The 14394-nt window shown below is 75.1% G+C and carries 12 protein-coding genes and 2 pseudogenes; 11 read left to right on the top strand and 3 right to left on the bottom strand.

The features are described from left to right. A pseudogene (locus ACFV6D_RS37195) lies at positions 1 to 822 on the top strand (hypothetical protein); the annotation flags it as partial. A gap of 84 nt (positions 823 to 906) precedes the next feature. Beyond that, positions 907 to 1542 (top strand): annotated as a pseudogene (locus ACFV6D_RS37190) (hypothetical protein); the annotation flags it as partial. Positions 1543 to 1923: 381 nt separating this feature from the next. Here ACFV6D_RS37190 and ACFV6D_RS37185 read toward each other — a convergent pair. Next, positions 1924 to 3294, bottom strand: a complete 1371-nt coding sequence (locus ACFV6D_RS37185) for a DUF1015 family protein (protein ID WP_079135935.1) — start codon at positions 3292 to 3294, stop codon at positions 1924 to 1926. 92 nt (positions 3295 to 3386) lie between these two features. Here ACFV6D_RS37185 and ACFV6D_RS37180 point away from each other — a divergent pair, with 92 nt between their 5' ends. Further along, positions 3387 to 3986, top strand: coding sequence for a tetratricopeptide repeat protein (locus tag ACFV6D_RS37180; RefSeq protein WP_380379772.1), 600 nt, complete (start codon positions 3387 to 3389; stop codon positions 3984 to 3986). A gap of 134 nt (positions 3987 to 4120) precedes the next feature. Then, positions 4121 to 5158, top strand: a complete 1038-nt coding sequence (locus tag ACFV6D_RS37175) for an HAD-IIA family hydrolase (protein ID WP_380563157.1) — start codon at positions 4121 to 4123, stop codon at positions 5156 to 5158. Positions 5159 to 5253: 95 nt separating this feature from the next. Here the strand turns inward: ACFV6D_RS37175 and ACFV6D_RS37170 are convergent, their stop codons facing one another. Continuing rightward, positions 5254 to 5601, bottom strand: coding sequence for an SCP2 sterol-binding domain-containing protein (locus tag ACFV6D_RS37170; RefSeq protein ID WP_363374220.1), 348 nt, complete (start codon positions 5599 to 5601; stop codon positions 5254 to 5256). Between the two features lie 177 nt (positions 5602 to 5778). Here ACFV6D_RS37170 and ACFV6D_RS37165 point away from each other — a divergent pair, with 177 nt between their 5' ends. From ACFV6D_RS37165 to ACFV6D_RS37150, 4 genes are all read left to right on the top strand, one after another. Further along, positions 5779 to 6687 carry a histone H1-like repetitive region-containing protein gene (locus ACFV6D_RS37165; protein WP_380563155.1) on the top strand — a complete coding sequence of 303 codons (909 nt, stop codon included), beginning with the start codon at positions 5779 to 5781 and terminating at the stop codon, positions 6685 to 6687. Continuing rightward, a complete protein-coding gene (locus tag ACFV6D_RS37160; RefSeq protein ID WP_063349645.1) occupies positions 6671 to 6859 on the top strand; it encodes a hypothetical protein in 189 nt (62 codons plus the stop codon). The genes ACFV6D_RS37165 and ACFV6D_RS37160 overlap by 17 nt, the downstream gene beginning before the upstream one ends. Continuing rightward, positions 6856 to 7713, top strand: coding sequence for a TlyA family RNA methyltransferase (locus ACFV6D_RS37155; RefSeq protein WP_063349646.1), 858 nt, complete (start codon positions 6856 to 6858; stop codon positions 7711 to 7713). Before ACFV6D_RS37160 ends, ACFV6D_RS37155 begins: the two co-directional genes overlap by 4 nt. Before the next feature lie 93 nt (positions 7714 to 7806). Next, positions 7807 to 8715 (top strand): NAD kinase, encoded by a 909-nt coding sequence (locus tag ACFV6D_RS37150; protein ID WP_063349647.1) that lies wholly within the window; start codon positions 7807 to 7809, stop codon positions 8713 to 8715. Between the two features lie 19 nt (positions 8716 to 8734). Here the strand turns inward: ACFV6D_RS37150 and ACFV6D_RS37145 are convergent, their stop codons facing one another. Beyond that, positions 8735 to 10234 (bottom strand): PLP-dependent aminotransferase family protein, encoded by a 1500-nt coding sequence (locus ACFV6D_RS37145; protein WP_363374210.1) that lies wholly within the window; start codon positions 10232 to 10234, stop codon positions 8735 to 8737. A 132-nt stretch (positions 10235 to 10366) separates the two neighbouring features. On the opposite strand from ACFV6D_RS37145, the gene ACFV6D_RS37140 reads away from it, so the two are divergent. From ACFV6D_RS37140 to ACFV6D_RS37130, 3 genes are all read left to right on the top strand, one after another. Beyond that, positions 10367 to 11062 (top strand): YitT family protein, encoded by a 696-nt coding sequence (locus ACFV6D_RS37140; RefSeq protein WP_380341238.1) that lies wholly within the window; start codon positions 10367 to 10369, stop codon positions 11060 to 11062. An 88-nt stretch (positions 11063 to 11150) separates the two neighbouring features. Continuing rightward, positions 11151 to 12884, top strand: a complete 1734-nt coding sequence (recN, locus tag ACFV6D_RS37135) for a DNA repair protein RecN (protein WP_079136337.1) — start codon at positions 11151 to 11153, stop codon at positions 12882 to 12884. Positions 12885 to 13118: 234 nt separating this feature from the next. Further along, entirely contained in the window at positions 13119 to 14297 is a 1179-nt protein-coding gene (locus ACFV6D_RS37130) for a glycosyltransferase family 4 protein (protein ID WP_063349650.1), read from the top strand. The last annotated feature ends 97 nt before the right edge of the window (positions 14298 to 14394 follow it).

Raw genomic sequence — 14394 nt, 5'->3', positions numbered from 1 at the left:
CGCGATGACCGTCCGAGTGGCTTCAACCGTGACCGTGACGACCGTCCGCGTCGTGACGACCGTCCGTCCGGTGGTTTCAACCGCGACGACCGCGGTGGCGACCGCGGTGGCTTCCGTCGTGACGACCGCCCCTCCGGCGGTGGTTTCAACCGTGACCGTGGCGACCGCCCGTCGGGTGGTTTCAACCGCGATGACCGCGGCGGCGACCGTGGCGGCTTCCGTCGTGACGACCGCCCCTCCGGCGGTGGCTTCAACCGCGACCGTGACGACCGCCCGCGTCGTGACGACCGTCCGTCCGGTGGCGGTTTCAACCGTGACCGTGGCGACCGCCCGTCCGGTGGTTTCAACCGCGATGACCGCGGTGGCGACCGCGGTGGCTTCCGTCGTGACGACCGCCCCTCGGGCGGTGGTTTCAACCGTGACCGTGGCGACCGCCCGTCGGGTGGTTTCAACCGCGATGACCGTGGTGGCGACCGTGGCGGCTTCCGTCGTGACGACCGCCCCTCGGGCGGTGGCTTCAACCGTGACCGTGGCGACCGTCCCTCGGGTGGTGGCGGTTTCCGTCGCGATGACCGTCCGAGTGGCTTCAACCGTGACCGTGACGACCGTCCGCGTCGTGACGACCGTCCGTCCGGTGGTTTCAACCGCGACGACCGCGGCGGAGACCGCGGTGGCTTCCGTCGCGACGACCGCCCCTCCGGCGGTGGCTTCAACCGTGACCGTGGCGACCGCCCGTCCGGTGGTTTCAACCGCGACGACCGCGGTGGCGACCGTGGCGGCTACCGCGGCAACCGCGACGACCGCCGTGACGACCGGGGCGGCTACGACGACCGTCGCGGCAACTACGAGCCCGTCAAGCGCCTGCCGATCCCGGAGGACGTCACCGGCTTCGAGCTGGACGGGGACGTGCGCCAGGAGCTCAAGAGCCTTCCCAAGACGCTCGCGGACGACGTCGCCCGCAACCTGGTGATGGTGGCCCGCCTGCTCGACACCGAGCCGGAGGAGGCCTACCAGTTCTCCCGCGTCGCGCTCCGTCTGGCCTCCCGCGTGGCCGCCGTCCGTGAGGCGGCCGGTTTCGCCTCGTACATGACGCAGCGGTACTCCGAGGCGCTGACCGAGTTCCGTGCCGCCCGTCGGATGACCGGCCGTGCGGACCTGTGGCCGGTGATGGCCGACTGCGAGCGCGGTCTGGGCCGTCCGGAGCGGGCCCTGGCGATGGCCGGTGAGCCCGAGGTGAAGCAGCTGGACAAGGCCGGCCAGGTCGAGATGCGTCTGGTCTCCGCCGGCGCCCGCTCCGACATGGAGCAGTTCGACGCGGCCGTGGTGACCCTGCAGAGCCCGGAGCTGGCTTCCAGCGCCGTGCACCCGTGGACCGCGCGTCTTCGGTACGCCTACGGCGAGGCGCTGATCGCGGCCGGCCGTGGCGACGAGGCCCGTGACTGGTTCGCGAAGGCGGCCGAGGCCGACACCGAGGGCACGACCAACGCGGCGGAGCGCCTGGCCGAGATCGACGGCGTGGAGTTCGTGGACGCGCTCGACCCGGAGATGGCCGAGGAGGAGTTCGAGCAGGCCGACGCCCCGGCGAAGAAGCGCGGCGGCGAGGCCTCCGACGACCGCGTGATCTTCGAGGACGAGGAGAACGTCGAGGAGTACTACGACGAGGACGACCTCGAGATCGACGAGGAGTTCGACGGCGTGGTGCCCACGCGCGCCACCGAGGCCAAGGACGAGGCCAAGGACGAGGCCAAGGACGAGGCCAAGGACGAGGCCAAGGACGAGGCCAAGGACGAGGCCAAGGCTGACGCCGAGGCCAAGGGCGACGCCCGCAGCTGAGCGGTTCCGACCGACGAGTGAGGCCCTGCCCGCTTCCCCTGAAATTCAAGGGGAAGCGGGCAGGGCCTCTTCGCGTTTCGGCGGGGGAACCTAGCCCAGTTCGAGGTTGCGCAGCACCAGTCCGGTGGCTGGCTTCGGCCCGAAGGAGGTGGACTTGCGCGGCATGGTGACGCCCTGTTCGGCGAGTCTGCGGACCACGCTCTCCCGGACCGGGTGCAGCAGGACGGCGGTGCCGCCGGTGCGCGCGGCCTCCTGCTCGGCGGCTGCGGCGGTGTGCAGGTAGCCGATGTCGTCCGGGCCGTCGGGGACGTGCCAGGTGCGGTCGAGCAGGGTGGCGTGCAGGACGGTGGCGTCCAGATGGCGCCACTCCTCGGGCCGGTCGTGCGGCACGGTGGCGTCGAGCAGTGCCTCCTCGGGCTCGCCGAGCAGCCAGTACACGCCGTCCCCGCCGGTCAGTATGAAGCCGTTGCCGCCGTGCCGTTTCTGTTCGGCGAGGGCCTGGAGGGCGGCGGTCAGCGGGCCGGGGACCTCCTTGACCTTCCACTGGTCGCCGAGCCTCTCCAGCGCCTCGGCCACCGGCAGCCGGTACAGCACCCGGTGGATGGCCCGGACCCGCAGCGGGTAGCGGGCGGTGTCCACCAGGAGCACCAGGCCGCGGTCCCACGGGCTGCGCGGCAGGTGGCGGTGCTCGCGCTGGAGGCGGAGGTACATTTCCCAGCGGTGGTGGCCGTCGGCGATCAGGGCCCGGCAGGTGGCGAGGTCGCGGCTGATCTCGGCGATCTCGGCGGGGTCGGCGACGGCCCAGAGGCGGTGGTGGGTGCCGTCGCTGGTGGCCGTGGAGAGCAGCGGCTCGCCCTGGACGGTCCGCTCGATGACGCCGGAGGCGCCGCCGCTGCCGCGGTAGGTGAGCAGCAGCGGTTCGAGGTTGGCCCGGGTGGTGCGCATCAGGCCGACCCGGTCGGCGACCGGCCGCGGCATCACGTCCTCGTGGGGGAGGACCACGCCGGCCTCGCGACCGCTCACCGCTAGGGCGCCGATCAGCCCGCGTTGAAGCAGCTCGGGGGAGTCGCCGGTGGCGGGCACGCGCTGCTCGTAGACGTAGAGCGCGGGCGCCGGGTCGGCGGCGAGGATCCCCTCGCGCTGCCAGGCGGCCAGGAGCCGGGCGGCGTGCCGGTACTTGGTGTCGCGGTCGGGCCGGTCGCCGGCGTCCTCGGGCTCGGGCCTGGGCAGGATCAGCCGGACCACGTTGTGCGGGTCGGCGGTCTCCAGGTCGAGCCGACGGCCGGGGTCGACGACGTCGTACGGCGGTGACATGACCGCAGCCAGCGCGCCGACCCGATCGGGGACGTAGCGCAGGCCTTGGAAGGGTGACAGGGACAGGCCTGCGGTGGCGACGTGCCCGGGATCGCCGGGGCCGCCCTCGGGAGTCTCGACTCCGTCTTCTGCACTGGGTGTGCTCATTCTGGGCATCGTAACCGGGTACGCGTTGTTGAGAGATCGGAATACCCGTGCTGACCTGTGGGACGGGTGTGCGACCGAGGGCGAGGTACCGCATGGACGACGGGCAGGAACGGCTGGACGGCAGCGGCCCGGCCGAGCAGGGCGGGTTGGACGGCGCCGGCGGCGGGGGTGCGCAGGTGCACGGCGGCGTGCCGGCGCAGGGGCGTTCCGGCGAGCCGACCGGGGACGTGTACGACTGGTTCCGGCGCGGCGGGAGGCTGCTGGCCCAGGGCAACGCGGCGGCCGCCGAGCAGTTGCTGGTCCGGGCGGCGGCGGCCGAGCCGCAGTCGCGCAGCATCCGGGAGACGCTGGCGCGGGCCCAGTTCGACACCGGTTCGTACGCGGCGGCGCTGGAGAACTTCCGGGCCGTCGCGCTGGCCGATCCGTCGGACGACTACGCTCAGTTCGGGTGGGGCGTCGCGGCGGCCCGGCTGGGCGACTTCGAGACGTCCGCCGAGCACCTGGCGCTGGCCGTGGCCATGCGGCCGGGCACCGAGCACTACCAGGCGGCGCTGCGGCAGACCAGGGCGACCCTGGCGGCCCGCGCCGGGGCGTTCGGGCCGCTGCTGCCCGGGGCACCCGGGTACCTGGCGCCCCCGCCGGGCCCGGACGGGGCGCCGACGGGCGACGCCGGTGCGGACGACGAGGTCTGATCGGCTCGGGGCCCACCGGCTCAAGGGCCCACCGGCTCAAGGGTCCACCAACTCAGGGGCCCGGCAACTCAAGGGCCCACCCGCTCGGGGGCACCCGAGGAAGCGAACGACGCAGTGAATGAGGTAGCGCAGCCATGACCGCACCGACCACCACCGTGCGACGGACCGCCCCCGGCGGCAGCGAGCAGCCGTTGACCGAGGCGTACGACACGGCGCTGCTGGACCTGGACGGCGTGGTCTACGCGGGCCCGCACGCGATCGAGCACGCCGTGGACGCGCTGGCCGCCGCCCGGACGGCCGGGATGCGGCTCGCGTACGTGACCAACAACGCCTCCCGCCCGCCGCGGGTGGTGGCCGAGCACCTGACCGGGCTGGGCGTGCCGGCCGAGCCGGCCGACGTGATCAACTCGGCGCAGGCGGCCGCCAGGGTGGTCGCCGAGCAGGTGCCGGCCGGGGCGAAGGTGCTGGTCGTGGGCGGTCCGGGGCTGGAGGAAGCACTGGTCGAGCGCGGGCTGGTCGCCGTGCGCTCGCTGGCCGAGGAGCCGCTCGCGGTGGTCCAGGGCTACGACCCGTCGGTCGGCTGGGCGCAGTTGGCGGAGGCCGCGTACGCGGTGCAGCAGGGGCTGCCGTGGGTGGCCTCCAACACCGACCTGACCATTCCGACCGCGCGTGGCATCGCGCCCGGCAACGGGACGCTGGTGGCGGCGGTGCGGGCGGCCGCCGGGGTGGACCCGGTGGTGGCGGGCAAGCCGCAGCCGCCGATGCACCGGGAGACCGTGCTGCGGACCGGCGCGCGGCGGCCACTGGTGGTCGGCGACCGGCTGGACACCGACATCGAGGGCGCGTTCAACGGCGGGGTGGACAGCCTGCTGGTGTTCACCGGGGTGACCACCCCGGCGCAGCTGCTGGTGGCCCCGGCCGAGCACCGGCCGACCTATCTGTCGGCGGACCTGCGCGGGCTGCTGGAGCCGCACCCGGCGGTCACGACCGGGGCGGACGGCTTCGGTTGCGGCGGCTGGGTCGCGTCGGCCGCCGGCGGCGTGCTGCGGCTGGACGGCGGCGGGGACCGCTGGGACGGTCTGCGGGCGCTGTGCGCGGCGGCGTGGACGGCGCTGGACGCGGACGGCGCACCGGCCGACGGGCGCAAGGCCCTGGCCGAGCTGGGGTTCTGAGTCGCCGCACGGCGCTCAGGGCGAGGGCGGTCGGGGCCAGGACGCTCAAGGCGAGGGCGGTTGGGTCCAAGAGGGAAGGACCACGGCGGCCGGGTTCAGAGCAGGGTGCGCAGCCGCAGCAGGTCGCGGAAGCCCGCCTCCAGCCGGATCCGGCCGCCCGCCCAGGCGGACGCGAAGTTGAGCCCGCCGAAGACCACGGCGACCAGGTCGTCGCTGCTCATGGTGAGCCGGATCGCCGCCTTCTCGGCCGGGGCGCCGGGGGCCGAGGCGAGGCCTTGGATCCGGCCGTCGCGCAGTTGGCCGGTGAAGGTCAGGTCGAGGTCGGTGATCCGGCAGCTGAGCGAGCGGTCGAGGGCGGCCGCCTTGCGGACGTCACCGGTGGACTTCGCCATGTTCCGGCTGAGCTGTTCCAGCGCCTCGCGGCACTCCTCGGCGTTGGCCATGGCGGTGGTTCCCCTCCCTGGGCTTCCTGGTGGTTGCGGCAGGTGACGGCGGTGGTCCCTGCCGGGCCACGGTACCGCAGGCGGGTTTTGGCGGTAGCGTCGTCCGTGGGGTGCCCGGATCGGCCCGGGCACCGACGGCGACGGAGCGATGCGCGCAGGCGCTAAGGAGGCACCCGGATGCTGCCGAGGACGGTGCGGGGAGTGGTGGAGGTCGCCGCCGGGCTGGCGGAGGAGGTCGGCAAGCGGGTCGTCGGGACGGCGGCCGTGATCCTGGAGCGGACCGGGGTCGACGTCACCGAGGTCGAGCGTCGGCTGGGCGGGCAGTTCCCGCCGTCGGCGAAGACGCTGCAGACGCTGGCGGAGGAGGCGGTCACCGCCGGGCGGGCCGGGGTGGACCTGGCCGTCGGGGTGGCGCGCGGCGAGGTGGAGAAGGCCTTCGAGAAGGTCGGCGACCAGGTGATGAAGGTCGGCGTGGTGCTCGCCTACCTGGAGAGCAAGCTGCGCGAGGCCGAGGAGGAGGCCGAGCCTGCGGTGCGGTCGGCCGGGGTCGACGAGGCGGCGGAGCCGACGCCGGCGCCCCGGGCGGACGACCTGTTCGGGCGCGGCTGGGAGCGGGCGGACGAGCAGTCGGCGGCCCCGGTGGCGGGGGAGCCGATAGTGGCCGAACGGGTGGAGGTGGACGAGCCGGTCGAGGTCGACCCGCCCGTCCCGCCGGTACGGCCGTCGCTACCGGGGAAGGCCGCCGCGAAGCGGACCCCGGTGAGGAAGGCCCCGGCGACGGAGCAGGCCTCGGCGGAGCAGGCCCCGGCGGAGAAGGCCTCGACGGAGCAGACCCCGGCGGCGGGCCGGGCCGGGGCGAAGAAGTCCCCGGCGAAGAAGGCGGCCGCCAAGAAGCCGGTGGCCAAGAAGACGGCCGCCAAGAAGACGACCGTGCGCAAGACGGCCGTCAAGAAGACCGCCACCGCGCAGCAGGCCGCCGCCGAGCCGGCCGCGCAGCCCAAGGCGCCCGCGAAGCGCACGGCGACGAAGAAGACCACCGTCCGCAAGGCCACCAGCACGAAGAAGCCCGATGACCGGACCAGCTGAAGCCGTCGAACCGCTCGGCGTGGAACAGACCCCGACCGGCCACCCCGTGGTGGACGCCGGGCTGGCCCGGCTGGAGGCCCTGGACGGGGTCCCGGCCGAGGCACACGTCGAGGTGTACGAAGATGTTCACCAGCGGCTGGCCGACACGCTGGCCGCGCTCGACCAGGAATGACCCTGGAACGACCCGTAGGACTCGTAGGAGCTGAAACACCAGTGGCAGTGGCACGACGCCGACTCGACGCGGAGCTGGTCCGCCGCAAGCTGGCCCGGTCGCGTGAGCACGCGTCCGAGCTGATCGCGGCCGGCCGGGTGACCGTCGGAGGCACCACCGCGACCAAGCCGGCCACCCAGGTGGAGACCTCGGCGGCGGTCGTGGTGGCCAAGGACGACAACGACCCCGACTACGTCTCGCGCGGCGGGCACAAGCTGGCCGGGGCGTTCGCCGCCTTCGTCCCGCAGGGCCTGGTGGTCGAGGGCCGCCGGGCGCTGGACGCGGGCGCCTCCACCGGCGGCTTCACCGACGTCCTGCTGCGGGCCGGCGCGGTCGGCGTGCTGGCGGTGGACGTCGGCTACGGGCAGCTCGCGTGGTCGCTGCAGAGCGACGAGCGGGTGACGGTGATGGACCGCACCAACGTCCGGGAGCTGACCCTGGAGCTGATCGGCGGCACCCCGGTCGACCTGGTGGTCGGCGATCTGTCGTTCATCTCGCTGGGCCTGGTGCTGCCCGCGCTGGCCGCCTGCGCGGCCGGGGACGCGGACCTGGTGCTGATGGTCAAGCCGCAGTTCGAGATCGGCAAGGAGCGTCTGGGCAGCGGCGGGGTGGTGCGCAGCCCCCAGCTGCGTGCCGAGATGGTGCGCCAGGTCGCCGGGCAGGCGTGGGGGCTCGGGCTGGGCGTGCGCGCCGTCACCGCGAGCCCGCTGCCGGGCCCGTCCGGGAACGTGGAGTACTTCCTGTGGCTGCGCCGGGACGCCCCGCAGCTGGATCCCGCCGAGGCGGACCGGGCCGTCGCGGAGGGGCCCCGATAGGGTGCTGTGGGGGCGTCCGGTCCGTCATGCTGTGTGACGCGGCCGTACCGGGGCCGAAGGCGACCCGGCAGGCGTGAGGGAGAGGGCAGCGGCATGAGCGATGAAGAACGTACGGTCTTCCTGATCGCGCACACCGGCCGGGCGGCGGCGCTGCGCAGCGTCGAGGCCCTGGTGCACGGGCTGCTGAAGGCGGGCATCCGGATCAGACTGCTCGCCTCCGAGGCGCTGGACCTGGACCTGCCGGACGGGGTCGAGAAGGTGGCCGGGGGGCCGGGCGCGGCGGACGGCTGCGAGCTGATCCTGGTCGCTGGCGGGGACGGGACGCTGCTGCGCGGGGCGGAGCTGGCCCGTGAGCACGGGCTGCCGATGCTCGGGATCAACCTGGGCCGGGTCGGCTTCCTCGCCGAGGCCGAGCGGGACGATCTGGCCGTGGTGGTCGAGCGGGTGGTCGACGCCGACTACGAGGTCGAGGAGCGGATGACGATCGACGTCATCGTCCGCACCAACGGCGATGTGGTGCACCAGGACTGGGCGTTGAATGAGGCGTCGATCGAGAAGGCGTCCCGGGAGCGGATGCTGGAGGTGGTGACCGAGGTGGACGGCCGCCCGGTCTCCAACTTCGGCTGCGACGGCGTGGTGTGCGCGACGCCGACCGGCTCCACCGCGTACGCGTTCTCCGGCGGCGGGCCGGTGGTGTGGCCGGAGGTGGAGGCGCTGCTGATGGTGCCGATCTCCGCGCACGCGCTGTTCGCCCGCCCGCTGGTGACCTCGCCGGATTCGGTGCTGGCCGTCGAGGTGCAGCCCAAGACCCCGCACGGCGTGCTCTGGTGCGACGGGCGGCGCACGGTCGAACTGCCCGCCGGCGCACGGGTGGAGGTCCGCCGGGGGCAGACCCCGGTGCGCCTGGCCAGACTGCACCGGGCGCCGTTCACCGACCGGCTGGTGGCCAAGTTCGCGCTGCCGGTGACGGGTTGGCGCGGGCGGGCGAACACCCACTGCTGATGGCCCGTCAGGCCGCTGGTCAGATCGCCAGCGGCGGGGTGTCGCCGGGCGGCCCGTACCGGCCGCCCGCCGTCGCCCGGGCGGCGGTCTCGGCGAGCCGCTGCACGGCGGCGGGGACGGCCGGGGCCGGCACGGTGAGCGGGATCCGGACGTGGTGCTCGAACGCGCCGTCCGAGCCGAACCGGTTGCCCGAGGCGATCCGCACCCCGGCGCGTTCCCCGGACCGGGCCAGCGCCGCGCCGGACAGCCCGCCGGTGGACACCCAGAGCGAGAGCCCGCCGGGCGGCGGCGTGAACGACCAGCCCGGCAGGTGCTCGGGCAGTGCGGCGGCGAAGGCGTGCGCCGTCGCCCGCAGCCGGTCCAACTGGTGCGCCCGGACGGCGGGCAGCGGCTCGCCCAGCAGTTCGGCGGCGATCAGCTGCTCCAGGACCGGCGTGCCGACGTCGCTGTAGACCCGGTCGGCGGCCAGCCGGCGCACCAGCGCGGGCGCGGCCCGGACCCAGCCGATCCGCAGGCCGCCCCAGAGCAGCTTGCTGGCCGAGCCGACGGTGACCACCTGGGCGGAGCGGTCCAGCGCCGCCATCGGGCGCGGCAGCGGGACGGACTCCGGTACGCCCCAGCCGAGTTCGGCGGTGGTCTCGTCGACCAGGACGACGCTGCCGGCGGCCCGGGCGGCGGCCAGCAGCTCGCGGCGCTGCTCCTCGCCGATCAGCGCGCCGGTCGGGTTGTGGAAGTCCGGGATCACGTAGGCGACCTTGGGCGCGGCCCCGCGCAGCACCCCGCGCCACTCGGTGAGGTCCCACTCAGGCTGGGGGCGGTAGCCGTACGGCACCGGCACCAGGCGGGCGCCGGTGATCCGGAGCGCCTGGAGGGTGTGGGCGTAGCTGGGCGCCTCGACGGCGACCCGGTCGCCGCGGCCGATCAGCGCCCGCTGGACCAGGTGCAGCCCGCCCATCGCGCCGGTGGTGACGAGGATCTGGTCGGGGGTGGTGGGCAGGCCGCGCTGGGTGTAGCGGCGGGCGAGGGCCTCGCGCAGCACCGGGACGCCGGTGGGGTAGTGGCCGTGCCCGGCGGCGTAGCAGGGCAGCTGCTCGACGGCCCGGACGGCGGCCTCGCCGAGGAAGGGCTGCGGGGCCGGCAGGGCGGCGACGCCGAGGTCCAGGGTGCGGCCCTGCTCGTCCGGGGGGACGGGGTGCAGCGCGTCGCTGGGCGGCGGGGCGCCCTCGGGCAGGGTGGTCCAGCTGCCGGCGCCGCGGCGGCTGAGCAGGTAGCCGTCGGCGCGCAGGGTCTCGTAGGCGGTGGCGACGGTGGTGCGGCTCAGCTCCAGGGCGCCGGCGAGTTCGCGCTCGGCGGGCAGCCGGGCGCCGACCGGCAGGCGGCCCTCGGTGACCAGCAGCCGGATCTGCCCGGCGAGGGTCCGGTAGGCGGGGCGGCGGGCGGTGGCCGGCTCGGGCAGCCGGGCGGCGGCGAGCAGCCGGGCGAGCGCGGGCGGGGTGACGGTGGTGTGCCAGTCGGCCAAGGCTGATCAGTCCACTTGCTCGAAATTGGCCCTGGAGTGGGCTCTATTGGCCTGACCATCATGGCAGTGCGGCCGTCGAGTCCGCCACCGCCGGGGCCGCCCGGGGTGCAGCACCACCCGCAGGAGCGCCCGATGGCCACCACGACCACGCCCACGACCACGCCCGAACCCGCCCCGGAGGCCGCCCGGCCCCCGCTCGCCGCCCGGGTGCTCGGCGACACCCACGCCCTGGGCCGCCGGATCCCGCAGCTCGCCGTCGGCCTCTACCTGTACGGCGCGAGCATGGCGCTGATGCTGCGCTCCGGCCTCGGCCTCGACCCGTGGGACGTCTTCCACCAGGGCCTGCAACGCGTCGCCGGCCTCTCGGTGGGCACCTGGGTGACCATCTGCGGCGCCCTGGTCCTGCTGCTGTGGATCCCGATCCGCCAGCGCCCGGGCGTCGGCACCGTCGCCAACGTGCTGGTGCTGGGCGCCTCGATGGACCTCACGCTGCGGCTGGTCGACGGCCCGCACGGGCTGCCCGCCCGGATCGCGCTGATGGCCGCCGCGATCCTGCTCAACGGCCTGGCCACCGGCCTCTACATCGGTGCCCGCCTGGGCCCGGGCCCGCGCGACGGCCTGATGACCGGCCTGCACCGGCGCACCGGGCGTTCGCTGCGGCTGATCCGCACCGGCATCGAGGTGACGGTACTGGTCGCCGGCGTCCTGCTGGGCGGCACCGCCGGGGTCGGCACGGTCGCGTACGCACTGGCGATCGGCCCGCTGGTGCAGATCTTCCTGCCGTGGTGCACGGTGCCGGGACCCGGGCAAACGCCCCGGAAGGGGTGAACTTCCGGGCGCGGAGTTGCCGCGCGGCGTTGCCGCTCGTCGCGCGCCGGGGGTGGAACCTCGTAAGGTCGTCTCCGTGTTGGACGAGATGCGGATACGGGATCTTGGGGTCATCGACGACGCGGTGGTCGAACTCGCCCCCGGCTTCACCGCCGTGACCGGTGAGACCGGCGCCGGAAAGACCATGGTCGTGACCAGCCTCGGCCTGCTGCTCGGCGGCCGCGCCGACCCGGGCCTGGTGCGCAACGGGACCGGACGCGCCGTCGTCGAGGGCCGGCTGGAGCTGCCCCCCGGCTCCCCGGCGGCGATCCGCGCGGCCGAGGCCGGGGCCGAACTGGACGAGGGCGCCCTGCTGATCAGCCGGACCGTCTCCGCCGAGGGCCGCTCCCGGGCGTACGTCGGCGGTCGGGCCGTCCCGGTCGGGCTGCTCACCGAACTCGGCGAGGAACTGATCGCCGTGCACGGCCAGACCGACCAGCAGCGGCTGCTGCGCCCGGCCCGCCAGCGCGGCGCGCTGGACCGTTACGCGGGCGAGGCGGTGGCCGAGCCGCTGGCCCGCTACCGGGAGACCTACCGGAGCCTGCGCGAGGTCTCGGCCACCCTGGAGGAGCTGACCACCCGGGCCCGTGAGCGCGCGCAGGAGGCCGATCTGCTGCGCTTCGGCCTGGACGAGATCGCCGCCGCCGAGGCGGTGGCCGGCGAGGACACGGAGCTGGCCGCCGAGGCCGAGCGGCTGGGCCACGCCGACGCGCTGTCCTCCGCCGCGACCCTCGCCCACGCCGCCCTGGCCGGCGACCCGGCCGACCCGGAGGCACTGGACGCGGGCACCCTGCTCGCGCAGTCCCGCCGCGCCCTGGACGCCGTGCGCCACCACGACGAGCGCCTCGCCGGCCTTGCCGACCGCCTCAACGAGGTCGGCTACCTGCTCGCCGACGTGGCCGGCGACCTGGCCGGCTACGCGGACGACCTGGACGCCGACCCCGTCCGGCTCGCCGCCGTCGAGGACCGCCGGGCCGTCCTGGCCCAGCTGCTGCGCAAGTACGGCGGCCCGGAGAACTCCCTCGCCGAGGTGCTCGCCTGGGCCGAGGCCGGCTCCGCCCGGCTCGCCGAACTCGACGGCGACGACGACCGGATCGACCAGCTCGGCGCCCAGGAGACCGCGCTGCGGGCCGAGTTGGCCGAGCTGGCGGCCGAGGTGTCGGGCGCCCGGCAGGCCGCGGCCGGGCGTTTCGCCGACGCCGTCTCCGCCGAACTCGCCGAACTGGCGATGCCGCACGCCCGGGTGACCTTCTCGATCGCCCAGGTCGACGACCTGTCGGGGATCGAGGTCGACGGCCGCACCGTCGCCTACGGCCCGCACGGCGTGGACGAGGTCGAGGTGCTGCTCGCCCCGCACCCCGGCGCCCAGCCCCGCCCGATCGCCAAGGGTGCCTCCGGCGGTGAGCTGTCCCGCGTGATGCTCGCCGTCGAGGTGGTCTTCGCGGGCGCCGACCCCGTCCCCACCTACCTGTTCGACGAGGTGGACGCGGGCGTCGGCGGCAAGGCCGCGGTCGAGATCGGCCGCCGGCTGGCCAAACTGGCCGAATCCGCCCAGGTCGTGGTGGTCACCCACCTGCCGCAGGTCGCCGCCTTCGCGGACCGGCACCTGGTGGTGGAGAAGACCAACGACGGCACCGTGACCCGCAGCGGCGTCAAGGTGCTGAACGACGAGGAGCGGGTGCGCGAACTCTCCAGGATGCTGGCCGGCCTGGAGGACTCCGAGCTCGGCCGGGCCCACGCCGAGGAACTGCTGGCCGCCGCCCGGGCCCCGCGCCACCGCTAACGCGGGTCCGGCACCCCCCGGCTGGACCTGCTGCGACAGGCCCTGGCCGGGGCGTCCGACCCGCCGACAGGGCCGGGTGGCCCTTGCGGACGGAAGGCGACGCGCCCCCGGTGGCGCCGACTGTCCAAGAGGGCCGCCGACCTGGCATGGTGGCGGCTGGACACTGGCTTTCCAGTCCCGAGCGCCGCCGACGGGCAACCCTCGCGAAGCGGCGCGCGAACCTGATCGAGTCGGATGCGAGAGAACGTGGACCATTCCGCCGCCCGGGCCGCCGCTGCCACCCCAGAACCGGGGCAGCTGCACGTGGTACTCGTCCTGGCCGCCAGCACCGGCGGTATCGGTGCCCACGTGCGCTCCCTGGCGCAGGGCCTCGTCGCGCACGGCGTGATCGTCACGGTGTGCGCCCCGGCCGGCACGGACGCGCTGTTCGGCTTCTCCCGCACCGGCGCCAGGTTCCACACCGTCGACATCACCCCCACCGCCGGCGCCCGCAGTGACGCCGCCGCGATCGGCGAGCTGCGCCGGGCCTTCACCGGCGCCGACGTGGTGCACGCGCACGGGCTGCGCGCCGGGCTGCTCGCCGACCTCGCCCTGCGCACCGCAGGCCGCTTCCCGGGCCTGCGCCCGGAGACCCCGCTGGTGGTCACCTCCCACCACGCGCTGCTGGCCACCGGTCTGGAGCGCCGCCTGCAGCGGCTGATGGAGCGCCGGGTCGCGCGCGCCGCCGACCTCGTCCTCGGCGCCTCCTCCGACCTGGTCGCCCGGGCCCGCGAGCTGGGCGCCACCGATGCCCGGCTCGGCCCGGTGGCCGCCCCGCCGATGCCCGAGGGCCGGCTCGACCGGGCCGCGGCGCGCGCCGCGCTGCTCGGCGACGGCCCGGACCGGCCGCTGGTGCTGGCGGTCGGCCGGCTCGTCCCGCAGAAGGCCTTCGGGCTGCTGCTGGACGCCACCCGCGAGCTGTCCGTGCTGGACCCGGAGCCGCTGCTGCTGCTCGCCGGGGACGGGCCGGAGGCGGCCGGGCTGCGCGAGCGGGTCGCCGCCGAGAAGCTGCCGGTGCGGCTGCTCGGCTTCCGCACCGACGTGCCCGACCTGCTGGCGGCCGCCGACGTGGTGGTGGTCGCCAGTCGTTGGGAGGCCCGCTCGCTGGTGGTGCAGGAGTCGATGCGGGCCGGCGTGCCGGTGGTCGCCACCGCCGTCGGCGGGATCCCCGAGCTGGTCGGCGACGCGGCCGTGCTGGTGCCGGCCGGCGACCCGGTCGCGATCGGCCGGGCGGTGCGCGGGCTGCTGGCCGACCCGGCGGGCCGCGAGCGGCTGGTGGCGGCCGGCCGGCAGCAGGCCGAGACCTGGCCGGACGAGGCCGCCACCGTCGCCCAGGTGCTCAGCACCTACGACGAGCTGGTCCAGCGGGACTAGGGCCAATGCCAGTGACTTTAGGTTGTGTCGTGCTGGGTGACGGTGACTGTTGCCGGTTGTGGTGGTGGCCAGTTGTGGTGTTGGGCGCGTTTGAGGG

The organism is Kitasatospora sp. NPDC059812, assembly GCF_042732075.1.
Classification (GTDB): domain Bacteria; phylum Actinomycetota; class Actinomycetes; order Streptomycetales; family Streptomycetaceae; genus Kitasatospora.
This window is presented reverse-complemented; position numbering and strand designations above follow the sequence as displayed.